19 protein-coding genes are annotated in these 17,504 nt (G+C 58.9%); 7 read left to right on the top strand and 12 right to left on the bottom strand.

Annotated features, from left to right (window positions below; translation table 11 throughout):
• Positions 1-5: 5 nt before the first annotated feature.
• The 4 genes from D1823_RS04200 to D1823_RS04185 form a co-directional block, all read right to left on the bottom strand.
• Positions 6-1,055: a methyltransferase domain-containing protein gene (locus tag D1823_RS04200; protein WP_117868750.1), complete on the bottom strand. Its 1,050-nt coding sequence runs from the start codon at positions 1,053-1,055 to the stop codon at positions 6-8.
• A 107-nt stretch (positions 1,056-1,162) separates the two neighbouring features.
• Positions 1,163-2,275, bottom strand: coding sequence for a hypothetical protein (locus tag D1823_RS04195; RefSeq protein WP_117868749.1), 1,113 nt, complete (start codon positions 2,273-2,275; stop codon positions 1,163-1,165).
• 2 nt (positions 2,276-2,277) lie between these two features.
• Complete coding sequence (locus tag D1823_RS04190; RefSeq protein ID WP_117868748.1) at positions 2,278-3,057, bottom strand: SDR family oxidoreductase; 780 nt, start codon at positions 3,055-3,057, stop codon at positions 2,278-2,280.
• 74 nt (positions 3,058-3,131) lie between these two features.
• Positions 3,132-3,494, bottom strand: a complete 363-nt coding sequence (locus tag D1823_RS04185) for a nuclear transport factor 2 family protein (protein ID WP_117868747.1) — start codon at positions 3,492-3,494, stop codon at positions 3,132-3,134.
• A gap of 109 nt (positions 3,495-3,603) precedes the next feature.
• Between D1823_RS04185 and D1823_RS04180 the strand changes: the two genes are divergently transcribed.
• From D1823_RS04180 to D1823_RS04165, 4 genes are all read left to right on the top strand, one after another.
• The gene (locus D1823_RS04180) at positions 3,604-5,208 is read left to right on the top strand and encodes a peptide chain release factor 3 (RefSeq protein ID WP_117868746.1); all 1,605 of its coding nucleotides are present in this window, start codon (positions 3,604-3,606) and stop codon (positions 5,206-5,208) included.
• 49 nt (positions 5,209-5,257) lie between these two features.
• The gene (locus tag D1823_RS04175; RefSeq protein ID WP_117868745.1) at positions 5,258-6,001 is read left to right on the top strand and encodes a hypothetical protein; all 744 of its coding nucleotides are present in this window, start codon (positions 5,258-5,260) and stop codon (positions 5,999-6,001) included.
• Positions 5,998-6,927, top strand: coding sequence for a glycosyltransferase family 2 protein (locus D1823_RS04170; RefSeq protein ID WP_254683793.1), 930 nt, complete (start codon positions 5,998-6,000; stop codon positions 6,925-6,927). Before D1823_RS04175 ends, D1823_RS04170 begins: the two co-directional genes overlap by 4 nt.
• 185 nt (positions 6,928-7,112) lie before the next feature.
• Positions 7,113-8,459, top strand: a complete 1,347-nt coding sequence (locus D1823_RS04165; RefSeq protein ID WP_117868744.1) for a DEAD/DEAH box helicase — start codon at positions 7,113-7,115, stop codon at positions 8,457-8,459.
• Here the strand turns inward: D1823_RS04165 and D1823_RS04160 are convergent.
• From D1823_RS04160 to D1823_RS04150, 3 genes are read right to left on the bottom strand one after another with little or no spacing between them, the layout of a single operon-like run.
• Positions 8,456-9,358 carry an EamA family transporter gene (locus D1823_RS04160; RefSeq protein WP_117868743.1) on the bottom strand — a complete coding sequence of 301 codons (903 nt, stop codon included), beginning with the start codon at positions 9,356-9,358 and terminating at the stop codon, positions 8,456-8,458. The genes D1823_RS04165 and D1823_RS04160 overlap by 4 nt on opposite strands.
• A gap of 21 nt (positions 9,359-9,379) precedes the next feature.
• The gene (locus D1823_RS04155; RefSeq protein WP_117868742.1) at positions 9,380-10,282 is read right to left on the bottom strand and encodes a fatty acid desaturase; all 903 of its coding nucleotides are present in this window, start codon (positions 10,280-10,282) and stop codon (positions 9,380-9,382) included.
• Positions 10,275-10,478 (bottom strand): DUF2061 domain-containing protein, encoded by a 204-nt coding sequence (locus D1823_RS04150; RefSeq protein WP_117872723.1) that lies wholly within the window; start codon positions 10,476-10,478, stop codon positions 10,275-10,277. Before D1823_RS04150 ends, D1823_RS04155 begins: the two co-directional genes overlap by 8 nt.
• A gap of 108 nt (positions 10,479-10,586) precedes the next feature.
• On the opposite strand from D1823_RS04150, the gene D1823_RS04145 reads away from it, so the two are divergent.
• Positions 10,587-11,456 (top strand): helix-turn-helix domain-containing protein, encoded by an 870-nt coding sequence (locus tag D1823_RS04145; protein WP_117868741.1) that lies wholly within the window; start codon positions 10,587-10,589, stop codon positions 11,454-11,456.
• Positions 11,457-11,535: 79 nt separating this feature from the next.
• Positions 11,536-11,718: a hypothetical protein gene (locus tag D1823_RS04140; protein WP_117868740.1), complete on the top strand. Its 183-nt coding sequence runs from the start codon at positions 11,536-11,538 to the stop codon at positions 11,716-11,718.
• A gap of 1 nt (position 11,719) precedes the next feature.
• On the opposite strand, the gene D1823_RS04135 is transcribed toward D1823_RS04140, so the two are convergent.
• The 4 genes from D1823_RS04135 to D1823_RS04120 all read right to left on the bottom strand — a co-directional run bounded on the left by D1823_RS04135 (position 11,720) and on the right by D1823_RS04120 (position 15,243).
• A complete protein-coding gene (locus D1823_RS04135) occupies positions 11,720-12,478 on the bottom strand; it encodes an SDR family oxidoreductase (protein WP_117868739.1) in 759 nt (252 codons plus the stop codon).
• Positions 12,475-13,941: a carnitine 3-dehydrogenase gene (locus D1823_RS04130; protein ID WP_117868738.1), complete on the bottom strand. Its 1,467-nt coding sequence runs from the start codon at positions 13,939-13,941 to the stop codon at positions 12,475-12,477. The genes D1823_RS04135 and D1823_RS04130 overlap by 4 nt, the downstream gene beginning before the upstream one ends.
• Before the next feature lie 8 nt (positions 13,942-13,949).
• Positions 13,950-14,267, bottom strand: a complete 318-nt coding sequence (locus tag D1823_RS04125; protein ID WP_117868737.1) for a hypothetical protein — start codon at positions 14,265-14,267, stop codon at positions 13,950-13,952.
• 61 nt (positions 14,268-14,328) lie between these two features.
• The gene (locus D1823_RS04120; RefSeq protein ID WP_117868736.1) at positions 14,329-15,243 is read right to left on the bottom strand and encodes a 3-keto-5-aminohexanoate cleavage protein; all 915 of its coding nucleotides are present in this window, start codon (positions 15,241-15,243) and stop codon (positions 14,329-14,331) included.
• A gap of 133 nt (positions 15,244-15,376) precedes the next feature.
• On the opposite strand from D1823_RS04120, the gene D1823_RS04115 reads away from it, so the two are divergent.
• Complete coding sequence (locus D1823_RS04115) at positions 15,377-16,363, top strand: GlxA family transcriptional regulator (protein WP_117872721.1); 987 nt, start codon at positions 15,377-15,379, stop codon at positions 16,361-16,363.
• Between the two features lie 76 nt (positions 16,364-16,439).
• Here the strand turns inward: D1823_RS04115 and D1823_RS04110 are convergent, their stop codons facing one another.
• Positions 16,440-17,486, bottom strand: a complete 1,047-nt coding sequence (locus D1823_RS04110; RefSeq protein ID WP_117868735.1) for an aldo/keto reductase — start codon at positions 17,484-17,486, stop codon at positions 16,440-16,442.
• Positions 17,487-17,504: the final 18 nt, after the last annotated feature.

Below are 17,504 nucleotides of genomic sequence, written 5' to 3'. Positions count from 1 at the left end.
AGCGATCAGCAGCAACCACCGGGTGAAGCTGCTTCGCCTGTGGCCTCAAACGGGCTTTCGCCGCCGCAGCCCTCGAAAATACCGAAGTGGGTAGAAAAATCGCCGATAAAGTCGAAATGGCGGGCAAACCGCGTGTCCCGAAGCATCATCCAGGTATTGCCGCAGACCGGAAAGACCTTACCGGTTTCAATAACGTGGTGATCGTCCAGAACAAACGCATGCGGTGCGTTGGGAACAGTGCCTTTATAGACCACCGCCTGACCGTAATCCTCACAGGCCGGTTCCAGCGCAGGCAGCTTGAACAGACGATAGGTCGCCGAAAGGAATTTGAGCGGGGCAACACGTTCTTCCAACACCGGGTTCTCGATGGTCAGCGGGCGATGCGTCACCCGGCGCGGATCGCCGAAACCCGCCTTGCGCGCCATCGACAGGAAGTCGTTCCAGTACAATGCACCCGACAGGCACTCGCCATACAAAACCTCATCCTCGGTCATCGCCTGTGGGATACGGCGGTCGGCATAGACGTCCGAGAAGTACATTTCGCCGCCCTCTTTCAGCAACCGGTGCGCGCCCTTCAGAACAGCATCCTTGTCGGTCGCCAGGTTGATGACACAGTTCGAGACGATGATGTCAAACGATCCGGGCTCCAGATTCAGCTCATCCAGCTTTTCGATGTAACCGTGATGGAATTCCACATTGCTCTGGGCGTGGCCAAACGCGCTGGCATGATATTCCTGATGCGCACGGGCGACATCCAATTGCTCAGGCGTCATGTCGATCCCGACAACCCGGCCCTTTTCACCGACCATGGCGGACAAGGCATAGACGTCGCGTCCGGCCCCGCAGCCGAGATCGAGGATCGACATGCCTTCAAGATCCAGCGGCGCGATAAGACCGCAGCCATAGTAGCGCTTCAGCACATCGTCGTGAATCCTTGAGAGGATACGCTTGAGGTGTTCTGGCATGTCGTCAGGCGTGCAGCAGGCGTTGGTCTGCAAATCCGCACTGCTTTGCAGGACTTCACCATAATAATTCTGCACCGATTCATGCTTCATCGCGGTCTTCCCCTTGCAAGTGGCTGCATCGCAGCTAATGCACAGGTCCGCGGTTCGCAATCCGGGTAAGGCGCTTCTGACAAAAGTGTGAGCCTCCTGGTGGGGCTTTACGCCAGCAGCTCGAAATCCACACCGGCGCGGATATTGCCATTCACCTGAACTTCAAGCCGATGCGCTCCGGGGACCAGCTTGAAAGTCGTGGCATCGCCCTTCAGTTTGTGACGCTTGTCAAGATTAAGCTTGCCGCCTTTCAGGGTTGCCTGTTTCAGCTTATGCACCTTCGCTGAGGTTTTCCCTCCAGGGCGTTGAAAGTGAATGATATAATCCACCAGGACGAGCTGTTCACCTTCTCCGCTCAAACCGACTGAAAACTCCAATGCGCCGCCGATGCGGGCTTTGGACTTCAGGTCAATCGTTACTGCAACATCGGTATCCGGGTTAAATCCCAGCATTTTCATCGCCTCTGGGTGCCCCGCCTTGACCAGTCCGCGCAGCGCATGAGAAGTCATCCACTCCAGCTCTGCCGTGGTCTGTCGCCCCTCGGCGCGCCACTTGTCCAGACGGCCCAGCACCAGGCCAGGGTCCTTTTTGGTGATGTCATTCAGATGGTTGGCAACGGACCGCGTGACATACCGGGTCGGATCACCGTGCAATCGGTCCAACAGCGGCAACGGGTCCGTCAGACCCAGACCGATGCCCTGCCCCCATGGCAGACGGGGCCGCGTGCCTTCACTGACCAATCGGCGCACGTGATAGCTGTCATGGGTACACCAGTCCTGCATCCGCTCGAGCACCCTGTCCGGGGCATGATTCAGGAAAGGCCGAATGGCCCATTCCATCGAAAACCGCTGCGTCAGCTCTTCCAACACGTCCAAGGATACACCAACGTGACCCAGCCCGATACCAGCGACCCATTCACCCAGAGGCGCGAAAATGAAATCGCCGAAATCATCATCCGATCTGGAAGGGTCCAGCGCAGGCGGCAATGCCCGCAAAATCACCGGGGCGACTGTTGGCAAGTCATCCGGCAGGGCCTGTTGCAGACACTCAGCGATCCAGGCCATACGCTCTTTAAGTTCCAGTTCGGGCAGGCGCGACATGACCTGTGTCCGAAACGCAGGAGCATTGAACGCCGGTTCAGCTTCCACAAATAACTTACTGAGAAAGCTTACCTTATCAGCGTTGAACAACTGATCCTTTAACGAAAACCCCTGCGCCATGGTCACATCGTCAGGTTGGTCGCACCGCCGTCCAGCAGGATGTTCTGGCCGACAATAAAGCCCGCATGTTGCGAACAGAGAAACGCACAGGTGGCACCAAATTCCTGCCGCGAACCATAGCGTCTGACCGGGATTGTCGCCGCACGGTTGGCGCGTGCTTCGTCGATCGAAATACCCTGTTGTTCCGCCACACCGCTGTCTAGAGAATCCGCCCGGTCCGTGGCATGAATACCCGGCAGCAGGTTGTTGATGGTCACCCCGTGTGGCGCCACCTGACGCGAAGTTCCGGCAACATAGCCAGTCAGACCGGTACGCGCCGCATTTGACAGGCCCAGAACCGCAATCGGCGCACGCACGGATTGCGAGGTTATGTTGACCACCCGGCCCCATCCCTTGTCCATCATTTCGGGAAGCAACGCTTTCATGAATGCAATCGGTGTCAGCATGTTGCTATCCAGCGCCTTGATGAAATCATCCCGCTCCCAGTCCGACCACGATCCGGGCGGCGGTCCACCGGCATTTGTCACAAGAATATCAACGCCCTGTGCAGCTTTGATTACCTGCGCTTGCCCGTCGGGCGTGGTCACGTCACAGGCCACGGTCTGCACCTCAACGCCGTGCTCTGACCGCAGGCGCGCGGCCTCAGCCTCCAACGCCTTGGAACCACGTGCGTTCATCACGAGGTTTACGCCAGCCGCAGCAAGCGCCTCGGCGCACCCAAGACCCAATCCCTTGCTGCTGGCACAGACCAGCGCGCGTTTTGCTTGAATTCCCAGATCCATCGGATCCTCCCTGTCAGTCATTGCCGCATGTCTAGCACCGGCCAGACAGGGAAGACCAGAACGGCAGCGCCACCTCAGTAAAAGAACTCTTCCCGGACGATCTTGCCGTCGGCGACGTGATAGACACCCACTTCGCGCATATCGAACGCTTCGCCGGTTTCCTTCACCTTGCCCTGCACTTCGAAAATCACGGCAAAACGGTCTTCGCCATGGGGAAACGGGTCACTGACAGACGCACCAGAAACCTCATGAGCGCTTTCCCACCACTCGTGTTTGCCACGGATGGCGTCGAGCCCTTTGGTCTCCCGACCCATTCCCTGAAAGTCCTGCCCTTCGACCGATACGGCGTCGGGTGCATACAGCTTGGACAGGTTTTCCTTTGCCCGGTCTTCCCGGCAACCGGCCACCAGTTCGTCGGCAATCTCTTTCAAATTCATTGATCCACTCCATCATCTGTTCACTATATGTTCTTATTGCCACAGACGTATGATTCGAACCAGCCCCTTTGTCTTGCTTCGGCAGGATTCCCCGCATATACGCGCGCTCATGCTTGATACCTCGAACCAACCCTCCCTGCCGCCCGAGATCGCCCGGCGCCGGACATTCGCCATCATCTCGCACCCGGATGCGGGCAAGACGACGCTGACGGAAAAGTTCCTGCTGTACGGGGGTGCGATTCAGATGGCCGGTCAGGTCCGTGCCAAAGGCGAAGCCCGGCGAACCCGGTCGGACTTTATGCAAATGGAGAAGGATCGCGGTATCTCGGTTTCCGCATCCGCAATGTCATTTGACTATGACACCTTCAGGTTCAATCTGGTGGATACGCCGGGTCACTCGGACTTTTCCGAGGATACCTATCGCACGCTGACCGCTGTGGATGCCGCCGTGATGGTGATCGACGGAGCGAAAGGTGTGGAAAGCCAGACGCAGAAACTGTTCGAGGTCTGCCGCCTGCGCGATCTGCCGATCCTGACCTTCTGCAACAAGATGGACCGCGAAAGCCGCGATACGTTCGAGATCATCGACGAAATTCAGGAAATGCTGGCCATCGACGTCACCCCTGCGGCATGGCCCATCGGCGTGGGCCGCGATTTTATCGGCTGCTACGACATGCTGCGCGACCGGCTTGAACTGATGGATCGCGCGGACCGCAACAAGGTGGCCGAAAGCATCGAGATCAATGGGCTGGACGACCCGAAACTGGCGGAACACGTGCCCGAGCATCTGCTGGACAAGCTGCTGGAAGAGGTCGAGATGGCCCGCGAATTGCTGCCCGCGCTTGACCCGCAGGCTGTGCTGGAAGGCCATATGACACCGATCTGGTTCGGTTCGGCCATCAACTCGTTTGGCGTCAAGGAACTGATGGAAGGCATCGGTGCCTATGGCCCGCAGCCACAGGTTCAGTCTGCCGAACCGCGCCAGATATCCCCCGACGAAAAGAAGGTCGCAGGGTTTGTCTTCAAAGTGCAGGCCAACATGGACCCCAAGCACCGCGACCGGGTGGCGTTTGTCCGCATGGCCAGCGGCCACTTCAAGCGAGGTATGAAACTGACCCATGTGCGGTCGAAAAAACCGATGGCGATCTCGAACCCTGTGATGTTCCTCGCCTCAGACCGGGAATTGGCGGAAGAGGCCTGGGCCGGAGATATCATCGGCATTCCCAACCACGGGCAACTGCGTATCGGCGACACCCTAACCGAAGGCGAAGCGCTGCGCGTGACCGGCATCCCCTCCTTCGCGCCGGAACTGTTGCAAACAGTGCGGCCCGGAGACCCGATGAAGGCCAAGCATCTGGAAAAAGCCCTGATGCAGTTCGCCGAAGAAGGCGCCGCCAAAGTGTTCAAACCCTCGATCGGCTCGGGTTTTATCGTGGGGGTCGTTGGTGCATTGCAGTTCGAAGTGCTCGCCAGCCGAATCGAGATGGAATACGGCCTGCCCGTGCGCTTTGAACCATCGCAGTTCACCTCGGCCCGATGGGTCAGTGGTGAAAAGACCGAGGTCGAAAAGTTCGTGAATGCCAACAAACAGCACATCGCCCATGACCATGACGGCGACATTGTCTATCTGACCCGCCTGCAATGGGATATCGACCGGGTCGTCCGCGATTATCCCGCGCTGAATCTGACCGCGACAAAAGAGATGATGACCTGAGGCAACTGGCTGATTGCGCAGCCGAACCCGGCTGTGCAATCCTGCGCGCATGAGTGACGACGAACTGACCTATCCCGGTGGCCTGCCCGACATGCTGGACAGCTATGAGAACCGGCGCAGCCCGTTTCAGTTCGGCACCCTGACCCTGCCCGTGCTTGACGTCGATCTGGAAGATCTGGCCAAACGAACCGTGCCCGACACAGCCACCGAATTGCCGCCCGGACGCAGTAGCACGTGGGACCGTAAGCGCGTCCAGATCGCGCGGGAATTTGTCGGGAATTCGGAGCTTGCCTTCCTCAACGCCCAACTGATCTCGAACCTAAGAAAGCGGTCATTCCCGCGTCAGGCCCCTGCGCTGTTCTGCCGGGTGTGGCAAGAGCAATCAGATCACCTTCTTTCCGTCCTCGACCTGCGATGGCTGGTGTCTTCTGTTCAGACCTTTGCCGATCATGGTCAGACCCCGACACAGCGCGAGGTCGGACATGCCTTGCGCGTATTCTTCGGCATGATGAAACTGTATGAGTTCGAGAGGCTCTTCTCGGGGCTGGCCGCGGAAACGCCGTTTCAGTTCAAGGACAGGAAACACGTGCCGCTGCCCTATCAGATGAAAGGCTTTTCCTTCGAAAAGGGCGGCCTGGATGTCAATCTCATCGCCCCGATCTGGACCAAAGCGATGAACGATCCCACCATTGCGCCACTCGTGGATCACCTGATGACCGAACTGAACAAGGACCCCGGCGGTGTCTTTCGGCGTCTGAAACTCATGCGCGACACCCGCGCGCCGCGCAAATGACCACCTGGGGCATTGTCTCGATGGTCCGGGGGCCAACCGAAGACGTCCTTCGGTTCGTGGCCCATCACCTCGAACTGGGGGCGGATTTCATGTATATCTACATGGACGAGCCCAACCGCCGCACGTTCAGAGCACTCAGAATGCACCCCAAGGTCCGGGTTCGCGTCTGTGATGATGCCTTTTGGGAAAAACGCGGACGCGCACGACCGGAAAAACATCAGGTGCGCCAGTCGGTTCACGCCACTTTTGCCTACCGAAACACTCAACTGGATTGGTTGACCCATATCGACGTGGATGAATTTCTATGGTCTACAATCCCCATCGCAGATGTGTTGCGCGATGTTCCGAACGCGGTTCACGCCGCCCGTGTCCGCCCGTTAGAGGCGCTGGCCGGGGGCAAAGACCTGTACAAAGCACATATCCCGCATGGCCCGAACCGCGAGGCGTTGGTCGAGACCATCTATCCGAATTACGGCGCGTTTGTCATGGGTGGTTTCCTAAGCCACGTGCAGGGAAAGTTGTTCGTGCGCACCGGATTGAAAAACTTAAGCTTCCGCATCCACAACCTGTTTCAGAACAAAGTGCTTCTGCCCTGCAAACACGAACTCCCTCAGATCGATCTGTGCCATCGCCATGCCCCGGGTTGGGACCACTGGATTGCGCATTATCAGTTTCGCATGGATCGCGGCTCGTATCAGGCAGGCATGGCACCGAATGTCCCGCGTGACCAGGGTGGTCTGAGCAAGAATGAACTACTCAACTGGATCGAGGTCGAACAAGGCATGGACGGCCTGCGCGCGTTCTACAAAGAAATGAGCGGCACAGACTCAGGGGTGCGCGCCAACCTTGAACGCCACGGCCTGCTGCGCCACCGACCACTGAACCTGGACGAAAAGCTAGAGAAACACTTCCCCGGAAGTTGCTGAATTGTTGCTGAAATTCACGGAAAGCCACGGGCAGGAACAGGTGAAATTCTCTTCATTTGACCCCGACCAACGTTTTTGTTATGTCCGCGTACAAGCCGAAATGTCGCATCACGCGTATGGCCATCCGGGCCCGGCACATCTTTGACGCGCGGGCCAGGTCAAGTGTCCGCAAAAACCGGACTTACATGACAAAATTTAACGAACTAAACCTGAACCCGAAGGTCCTCAAAGCCATTGAGGAAGCCGGATACGAAACCCCAACCCCTATTCAGGAAGGCGCGATTCCTCCCGCTCTGGAAGGCCGCGATGTCTTGGGAATCGCCCAGACCGGCACCGGAAAAACCGCCAGTTTCACACTGCCGATGATCACTCTGCTGGCGCGTGGACGTGCCCGCGCGCGGATGCCACGCTCGCTGGTTCTGTGCCCGACGCGGGAACTGGCGGCTCAGGTGGCCGAGAATTTCGACACCTACAGCAAGCACCTGAAACTGACCAAAGCGCTGTTGATCGGCGGCGTCAGTTTCAAAGAGCAAGAGGCGCTGATCGACCGCGGCGTCGATGTTCTGATCGCCACTCCGGGTCGTCTTCTGGATCATTTCGAACGTGGCAAGCTGCTGCTGAACGGCGTGCAGATCATGGTGGTGGACGAAGCCGACCGGATGCTGGATATGGGCTTTATTCCTGACATCGAGCGCATCTTCTCGCTGACGCCTTTCACACGGCAAACGCTGTTCTTCTCGGCGACCATGGCATCCGAGATCGAACGAATCACAGATACATTCCTGTCGGCCCCTGCACGGGTTGAAGTTGCCCGGCAAGCAACCGCATCCGAGACGATCGAACAGGGCGTTGTCATGTTCAAAGGCGGCCGCCGGGATCGTGAAGCAAGCCAGAAGCGCAACGTGCTGCGTGCTTTGATCGACGCTGAGGGTGAAAAGTGCACCAACGCAATCATCTTCTGCAATCGCAAGACAGATGTCGATATCTGTGCGAAATCGCTGAAGAAATATGGCTATGATGCGGCCGCCATCCATGGCGATCTGGATCAGTCACAGCGGATGAAGACACTGGACGGGTTCCGCGACGGATCATTGCGCCTGCTGGTGGCATCGGACGTCGCTGCGCGCGGTCTGGACGTTCCGGCCGTCAGCCACGTGTTCAATTTCGACGTCCCCGGCCACCCCGAGGATTATGTACACCGCATCGGCCGCACCGGTCGTGCCGGGCGCGAAGGCAAGGCAATTACGATCTGTTCAGGCCGAGATGAAAAGGCCCTCGCCGCGATCGAAAAGCTGATCCAGAAAGACATTCCACGCCTCGACAATCCGATCAAGGAAGACCCCAAGCCCGAAAAGCCGACGCCCGAGAAGAAAACCCGGGAGCCAGATGGCAAAAAAGACGTCAGGAAAGAGCGAGAGCCAAAGGGCCGTGGCCGGGGACGCAAGGAAGACACCGGTCGGGCCGTTGTGGGCATGGGTGATCACCTGCCCAGCTTCATAGCCCTCAGTTTTGACGAGCGTCGAGCGGGCTAAATCGCCAGCATCAACGCTAGTATCGAAACACCCAACAGCAGCATCCCGGCGATTTCTCGCCGGGTGATCGTCTCGCGGAAAAACAGGATCGAGGCCATCAGGCTGAAGATTAGTTCCACCTGACCCAGCGCTTTGACATAAGCTGCGTTTTGCAAGGTGAAGGCCCAGAACCAGCAAAACGACCCACCCAGACTGGTCAGGCCGACAAACACGCCGGTGGATCGCGTCTGCCAAACCGCACGCAGCTCGGCCCGGTCGCGCCACAACAGCCACAGCCCCATGCTGACAAACTGGAACGTCACGACGGCGGCCAGGGTGATCAGCGCCCGGAACCAAGCGTCGATATCGCCCAGTTGCAGCGACGCCCCGCGATAGCTGACGGCAGAAAAGGCAAATAAAACCCCTGATCCAAGCCCCAATTGGGACGCGCGGTTCGTAAGATGTCGCCACCAGGCACCGCCCCCACCGGGTGTTTTTGACAGCAAAAGCACCGCCATCAACCCCAACAGGATCGCAATCAGCGCGCCGCGGGAAACGCTGTCACCCAAAACCAGAAAGCCGACTATCGCGGTCTGAATCACTTCGGTTTTCTTGAAGGTGATCCCAACCGCAAAATTTCGTTGCTTGAACAACGCGACCACGCAAATCGTTGCGAGGATTTGCGCGGTGCCCCCAATAACCGCATAAAGCCAGAATACTCCGCCAAGTGGTGGCAGGCTGGCCCCGGTTATATGTAATGCCACAAACAGCCCGGCAACGGCCAGCGGCATGGAGTAAGCAAACCGCGCAAAGGTCGCGCCTGCGGCAGACAGTTTCACGCTGCTCAGAGATTTTTGCAGCATGAATCGCACGGTCTGAAAACTGGCGGCGGCGATGGTGACAGGGATCCAGAGACTCATGTCACCCGTTGTGTCGGCAAATCAGCGCTTTGACCAGAGCGGATGCGGAACCGGGTCTTTGGCACGTAGTAGATACTGCCGGAAAATCTGTGCATAGGAGCGGTATACATAAGCCTCATTGCAGGCCAGGTACCTGTCTTTGCCATCACGATACAACGACGGCAGCCGATACCAAGGCGCGGCTGGGTTCATGTGATGCACAACATGCAAGTTATTGTTCAAAAACAGAAATGCCAACGGCCCGCTGTCTTCGATAATCACAGTCCGTGCGCGGGATTTCTCGTGCGCGCGGTGTTCCAGAAACGTGCGGATTTTCAGCAACGCCAGCCCGATATAGGCCGAAATCAGATAAACCCAGATCGGCATGGCTGACTGTGCAACGATCCACAGAACCGCCGCCGCGCCGGGTATGTGCAAAGCCCAGGCCAACAGGACAGCCTTGTCGCCGCGCCACAGCCCCCGCCACTCGTCCCGCATAAACAGAACCTGCCCTATGGCCGGACCCAGCACCATCCGCCCCAGAAGCGTGTTGTTAAGCGCCAGCACCGTCTGCACGCCACGCGGCAGCGCCGACCAGATTTCGGGATCCAGGTAGTTGGATTCCGGATCGTCATATGGGTCAGTCAAAGTGGCATCCTGATGATGCGCCAAATGCAGATCACGAAAGCGGTTATACGGAATGGCCAGGGTCAGTGGCAGTGCCATCAGCGCCTCATTCAGCCACTTGGCGCGAAATGGGTGGCCATGCAGGACTTCGTGCGTCAAAGACGAATGCAGGGCTGCAACAAAGCCCAGAGCCGGAGCCGCCAACCACAGTGACGTGTTTGCCACCCAGAACAACCCGGCAAGCCAGGCGGCATAGCACCCTACGATCAGGATAAACGTGCCCCATTCGGGTGATTTCGGTGTGGAAGGCTCAGCCATTACGCCCCCACGAGATTCCCGCCCATAGTCTTTCGTAGATCACGTACAGTGTCAGGCCGATAGCGGTGTTGATCAACGCCAAGGCCCCACCAACCGCGACGGAGCCGGTGGCGACCAGGCCCACCAGCGTCATGGTGGCCAACCCCATGGCATTCCACACGATTGCTTTCACGACAGATCTTCGCCGCGTTTCCATTCCGATCCCCATTCTTCTTGCTTTTACAAAGGGGTTACATTTCATTTCTCACGCTGAAAATTCTGAATATGATTAACAAAACTAATCATCTGTGATATTTTTCATCGCATGCAGGAAAACATCGACAAACGCGACCGCGCCGCTCAATTCCGCCTACGCCTTGCCCGGGCGATGGAGGACCGTCACGTCAGCCAAAGCGCGCTTGCGCGCCACATCGGCGTGGACCGTTCGACCGTTTCTCAGTTGTTGACCGGTCAAGGCGCGCGTCTTCCCAACGCGCATGTTGTGGGTGGCTGTGCCGCGGCACTGGGTGTCTCGGCTGACTGGTTGCTGAGCCTGTCCGACAGACCGGAAAGCGCGGCAGAGATTTTGGCCAGTTCCCTGTCCTTTACGGAAGCCCCCCGCGCCCTTGTCGATGAGCGGATTTTCGAGTGGCACAAGGAAGCCGCCGGGTACAAGATCCGCTATGTCCCGGCCACCCTGCCCGACATGCTCAAGACGCGCGCGGTACTGGAATGGGAATATGCCCCACATCTGGGTCGCACGGCAGATCAGGCCATCGGAGCGTCCGAGGATAGGCTGACCTGGATGCGCAGCGCTCAGTCGGATTACGAAATTGCCATGCCGTTGTACGAGATCGAGAGCTTTGCCAGCGCCACAGGGTATTACCATGGTCTCTGCCCGGATATTCGGCTGGAACAGATCGATCACCTGCTGGCCCTGTGTGAACAACTATATCCCCGGATGCGGATCTATCTGTTTGATGCCAAAAGGTTGTATTCCGCCCCGGTTACGATTTTCGGACCGCTTCTTTGCGTTTTTTATGCCGGAAGCCACTATTTGGCGTTTCGCGACCGGGATCGGATCGAGACATTTTCACGCCATTTCGACACTCTGGTGCGCGAGGCCGATGTCGCCGCCCGCGATTTCCCGAACCATTTGCGACAGCTCAGAACGGCGGTTTCCCGCAACAGTTGATGCAGCCAGGCGCAACCTGTGCTATCGTCCCTTGGCGCGAACCATCGGGCATTCCGACCACAAACGGAGGACCACAGGAATGGACGCAATTCAAACCGCTCAATACGCACGTGCCCTGTACGCTGCGCACGGAGACCGGGCCGAGGCAGAGGCCGCGCAAAAGATGCGCGAATGCGAAGCTGCCGGAAACCAGAAAGAGGCACAGGATTGGCAGGCGGTCCGCCAGACCATTCGCCAGATCCGTGGCCCAAATCAAGGCTGAGTTACAGTTTCGGGTCGGGATTGACGGTGTGCCCATCCACCGCGATCACCTGCCCCGATACCAGCCGCGCGGCGTCTGAAGCAAGAAAAACGGCCATATTGGCGATATCCTGCGCTTCCACAAAGCGCCCCATTGATGTGCCAGAGGCGTAGCCTTGGTAAACCTCATCGCGGGTCATGCCTTTCGCGGCTGCCTCTCGGGCCAAGACACCTTCCATGCGCGGGCCTTCCACCGCACCCGGACAAATGGCGTTTGCGCGAATACCCAGCGGCCCCAGTTCCATCGCCAGCGTTTTCATCAACCCAATGATCGCCCATTTGGCCGACGCATAAGGCGCACGATACGGATAGCCGTACTGACCGGAGGTGGAGGAGGTCAGAATGATGCTGCCCGCCCGCGCCGACTTCATCATCGGCGCGGCGTACTTGGCGGCCAGAAAGGCCCCGTCCAGATTGACCGCGACACAGGCGCGCCATCCATCCAGATCGATATCCTCGATCGCGTTTGTCGGCCCGGCGATCCCGGCATTTGCGCACAGAACGTCCAACCCACCGGCCGCCCCGACAGCCTGAAACACAGCGCTCATGTCGGTCTCATTTGTTACATCAGCCCTGTGCGCCACCCAATGGTCGGGCAAAGCATCCAGAGCTGACGGGTCAATATCCGTCACCCAGACATCATAACCGGCGGCGTCAAACGCCGCGGCCATGGCCCGACCGACACCCGATGCCCCGGCTGTTACCAATACGCGCCGGGTCATGAGGGCTTCCGAATGGCGGCCCCCGCCCCTTCAGGGTAAGGCAAACCGGCCTGTGCCTTGGCAATCCGCGCCATCGCTGCTTCGATCTTGGGCGACGGCGGACTGGGGCGGCGGGTTTCAAGACTGACATGCAGCAGGAAACTCTCGCCCGTGGCCAACAGCTTGTCGCCTTCATACATGCTGTGAAAGACATGCAGCTTCTTGCCCTGCCCCAGCAGCATCTGCGTGCGCACGTCGATCTTTGCCCCTGCATGGACCTCGTCGATGTAACGGATGTGGTTTTCAGCGGTGAAATAACTGCCACCCGACGCGATATACTCCATATCGCAACCAATGATCTCCATGAAACGGTCCGTGGCGGCGGCAAAAGCTTCCAGATACTTGGCCTCGTTCATGTGGCCGTTGTAATCCGTCCAGTCCAGCGGAACGGCACGGGACAGGGTCAGGATCGGCTGGCTCAGATCCGCCTGATCCAGTGTAGGCAAGGCACCCGGCTTCAACAGCGCATCATGCTGGTTCAGCACCGCCCCCGCACCATAGTTCTGCGCCTTGAGGGCCCGCATCATGCCCACAAGGTTGTTGTCGCGAATGCGTTCCAGTTCTCGGATCGAATGCATCCCCGATTGCGCGTCTGACTGATCGGCGATCAGGTCGACCAGTTCATCGGTGAATTCCGGCACGTCCATCAGCTTGGTCCAGGGCCATTTCAAGGCTGGCCCGAACTGAGCCATGAAATGCCGCATCCCCGCTTCACCTCCGGCCACACGGTACGTTTCGAACAATCCCATCTGCGCCCAGCGGATGCCAAAGCCCATTCGGATCGCTTCGTCGATCTCTTCGGTGGTGGCGATGCCGTCCTTGACCAGCCACAACGCCTCGCGCCAGACGGCTTCCAGAAAGCGGTCGGCGATATGCGCGTCGATCTCTTTCTTGACATGCAGCGGGAAGAAACCAACCGAGGTCAGCAGTTTCCTGGCCTGTTCAACCATCTCCGGTGGGTTTCTGTCGGTCGGCACCAGCTCGATCAGCGGCAGCAGATAGACTGGGTTGAATGGGTGCGTCACGACGATCTGTTCCGGGCGCAAGGCACCGTGCTGAAGCTCGGATGGTTTGAACCCGCTGGTCGAGGATCCGATAATCGCAGCCGGGTCACAAGCCTCCTGCAAGCCCTTGTAAACCTTCAGCTTCAAGTCCAACCGCTCTGGCACGCTTTCTTGGATCCACGTCGCGCCCTGTACGGCGTCGGCCATGTCGTCATGAAAGCTCAGCGCACCTTCGGGTGGCAACGGAACATCGCTCAACCCCGGCAAGGATCGGCGCGCATTGTCCAGCACTTCGCCTATTTTGCGTTTCGCTTCGGGGTCCGGGTCGAACACCCGAACGTTCCAGCCATTGAGCAGGAACCGCGCGGCCCATCCGCCGCCAATGACACCGCCCCCGATAATTGCTGCCGTCTTTGTCATGCTGTCCTCTAATCGATACAGATTACCCGCGCGCGCCCAGCCTCATCCAGATGCGGAATGCATCCGAATTGCGGTGTCACTGCGCTGCATTGTTTGGTTTCTGACAGGCAGAATCCTGCGCAGTCAGAGGCTTTTTCGCAAGAGCTTCCAGCGTCGGACAACGGTTCAAAGCAGATAAACTGCCGTATCCGACCGCCCATCTCATAGCTTCCCCCCTTGGCTTCGCATTCCTTGCGGGCCAAGGGGTCTTCCGCAGTCTGTCCCACCCCAACCCGGGGCAGACATACGGCCAGAACCGTCGCGCAGATTACAACCGCCGATCGCATTGCTCTCTTCCTTTTGCTGGCACGCCTGCGCTTTCCGGTCATGGGCAACGGACGCAGGCAGTCAACCCTTTGGGGCCCGCTTCACCAGCCCCAGCTTCTCGCGGACTTCTTGCGGCCCGATCACCCGCGCGCCCATGTTTTCGATAATGGTTCCGGCACGTTCAACCAGTTGCCAGTTCTCGGCCAGAACGCCCTTCTCCAACCACAGGTTATCTTCCAGACCAACGCGCACGTTGCCGCCCGCCAGAACCGAAGCCGCAACAAACGGCATCTCATTCCGCCCCAGCGAAAACGCACTGAAGGTCCAGTCATCCGGCACATTGTTCACCATCGCCATAAAGGTGTTCAGATCATCCGGAGCGCCCCACGGGACCCCCATGCACAGCTGCACCAGGGCGTTGGGGTCCAGAATCCCTTCCTTAACCAGTTGCTTGGCAAACCACAGATGGCCGGTGTCAAACGCCTCGATCTCGGGCTTAACGCCGAGGTCTGTCATCATCTGTCCCATCGCGCGCAACGCGCCGGGCGTGTTGGTCATGACATAATCGGCCTCGGCAAAGTTCATAGTGCCGCAGTCCAGAGTGCAGATCTCGGGCAGGCACTCGGCGATATGGGCCACACGTTCGGTCGCACCAACCAGATCGGTTCCAGCCTCTGCCAATGGCAGCGGGTTTTCGATACCGCCGAACACCATATCTCCACCCATGCCAGCTGTCAGGTTCAGCACTGCATCCACCTCGGCATCCCGAATGCGATCGGTCACTTCACGATACAGCGCCAGATCGCGCGACGGCGCACCTGTTTCGGGGTCGCGCACATGGCAGTGCACAACAGCCGCGCCCGCCTTTGCGGCGGCAATCGCACTGTCGGCAATTTGCTTCGGCGAACGTGGCACATGAGGGCTGCGATCCTGCGTCCCGCCCGAGCCGGTCACGGCGCAGGTGATGAAGACTTCGCGGTTCATTTCCAGAGGCATGGCGTTTTCCCCAAGTTATACCCGGTTTTGCCTTGAGTTTTCCCCAGACTTCTCCCCGGATTCCGATTTGCGTTCTGACCCAACTCTGGCGCAGCTTTGGGAAAACCACTTGGCAAAATGCGAATCGAACTTGATGCAATCCGCAAAAAACATATTACAACCCGAACATCGGGCCCTGAAAACGGCTGTGCTGGTGCTGGATGAATGCAACACGCTCAGCTTCGCCTCGGCGGTCGATCCAATGCGCGCTGCCAACCGTCTGGCAGACAGGCCCGCCTTTGACTGGGACTATGTGACTTCGACATCGGAACCCGCGATGCTGACCAGCGCCCTGCAAGTACCCGGCATCCCGCTCGCCCGTCTGCAAGGCTGCGACCTTATGATCGTGGTCGCAGGTTTCCAACTGGCCCGTCACGCCACCCCAAGCCTGCTGGCCGGCCTGCGCCGCATTGCCGGTACCGGCGCGACCATGGCCGGGATTGACGGCGGCCCCTGGCTGCTGGCTGAGGCCGGGCTGCTGGACGGTCACTCTGCGACGACCCACTGGGAAGACCTGGAAAACTTCGCCACTCGTTTCCCCGACGTCGATGTGCGCCCCGACCGCTTTACTGTCTCGGACGGTCGCCTGACCTCGGGCGGCGCGATTCCCGCTGTCGAGATGATGCTGCACATCATCGCCGCCCGCCATGGCGCGGGTTTCGCATCCCGTGTTTCGGGCCTGTTCCTCTATGATGGCGCGCCGGACCCCGGCACACCGCAAAGCCGCACCGGCGTACCACACCGCCACACGGCGCTGACGGCCAAGGCAAACTCGCTGATGCAGGCGTCGCTGGATGACCCCCTGCCACTGGCCGATATCGCAGACCACCTGGGCACCAGCCCACGCACTCTGCAACAACAGTTCCGCCTGCGCCTGAACACCACGCCCCAGGACCATTATCTGCAACTGCGTCTGGCCGAGGCCCGCCGTCTGGTCACCGACACCGACCTTCCACTGATGGATGTCGCGCTGGCTACCGGTTTTGCTTCACAATCCAGTTTCGCCCGCGCTTTCCGCACAGCGCACGGTCAATCTGCCCGCGACCTGAGGCAAGAGCGCGCGCACCCCACGCATCACTGACCGGATCCAACTTCATTTGGCCAGAAATATCCCGGGGGAGGCGCGCGCAGCGTGCCCGGGGCAGAGCCCCTGTCCCTCAGTACGGCATTGGATGCGCCCTATGGACTTGGTCCAGTTCGGCCAGAACCTCGTTTGACAAAGACAAATCCGCACCCGCCAGAACATGCGCCAACTGTTCCACCGTGGTTGCGCCAAAGATGGCCGACATCATGAACGGCCGCGAGCGGCACCAGGCCAGCGCCATATGCGTCGGATCCAGACCATGTCGCGCGGCAACATCCAGATAAGCCGCTACCGCATCAAACACCCGGTCAGACTTGCGCCCGCCCAATTCAGGCGAAAGCGACATACGCGAGCCGCCCGGTACAGCCCCGCCTTGGTATTTTCCGGTCAGCAGTCCGGTACCCAGGGGCGAGAACGCCATCAGGCCGACATCCTCATGTACGCTCAGCTCTGCCATGTCGGTATCGAACAGACGGCACAGCAACGAATATTCGTTTTGCACGGACGCCACACGCGGTGTGCCCGTCTGTTCGGCCAATCTCAACCACTGCGCCGTACCCCACGCGCTTTCATTCGACAGACCAAAGGCGCGGATATTCCCCTTGTCCACCTGAACCTGCAATGCCTCCAGACAGTCCTGCATATTGTCCAAAACGTCTGCAGTATCGTGTCCCGAAGGCGCATAATCCCAGTTTTGGCGGAACATATAGCTGCCGCGATTGGGCCAGTGGAACTGGTAGAGATCGATGTAATCCGTCTGCAACCGCCGCAAAGACCCTTCGATGGCCTCGGGAATGGTCTTGGCTGTGATCGGCGCACCGTCACGAACATATGACAACCCCTCACCCGAATGCTTGGTCGCCAGTACGAAATCCGCCCGGCGCGACGAATTTGCAGCGTTCCAGTTTCCAAGAATTTCTTCGGTACGACCAATTGTCTCTTTGGCAACAGGATTCACCGGATACATCTCTGCGGCATCCACAAAGCTGATCCCCGCGTCCAGCGCCATATCCATCTGCCGGTGCGCATCCGGTTCCGAGGTCTGCGACCCGAACGTCATCGTCCCGAGGCAAAGATCGCTCACGAAAACTCCGGTACGGCCCAAAGGCTTCATCTGCATCCTCAAATCTCCTGATAA

The organism is Ruegeria sp. AD91A (assembly GCF_003443535.1).
In the GTDB taxonomy this organism is placed as follows: Bacteria; Pseudomonadota; Alphaproteobacteria; order Rhodobacterales; family Rhodobacteraceae; genus Ruegeria.
Note: the sequence above shows the minus strand (reverse complement) of the source record. Positions and strands in the feature narration are given on the sequence as shown.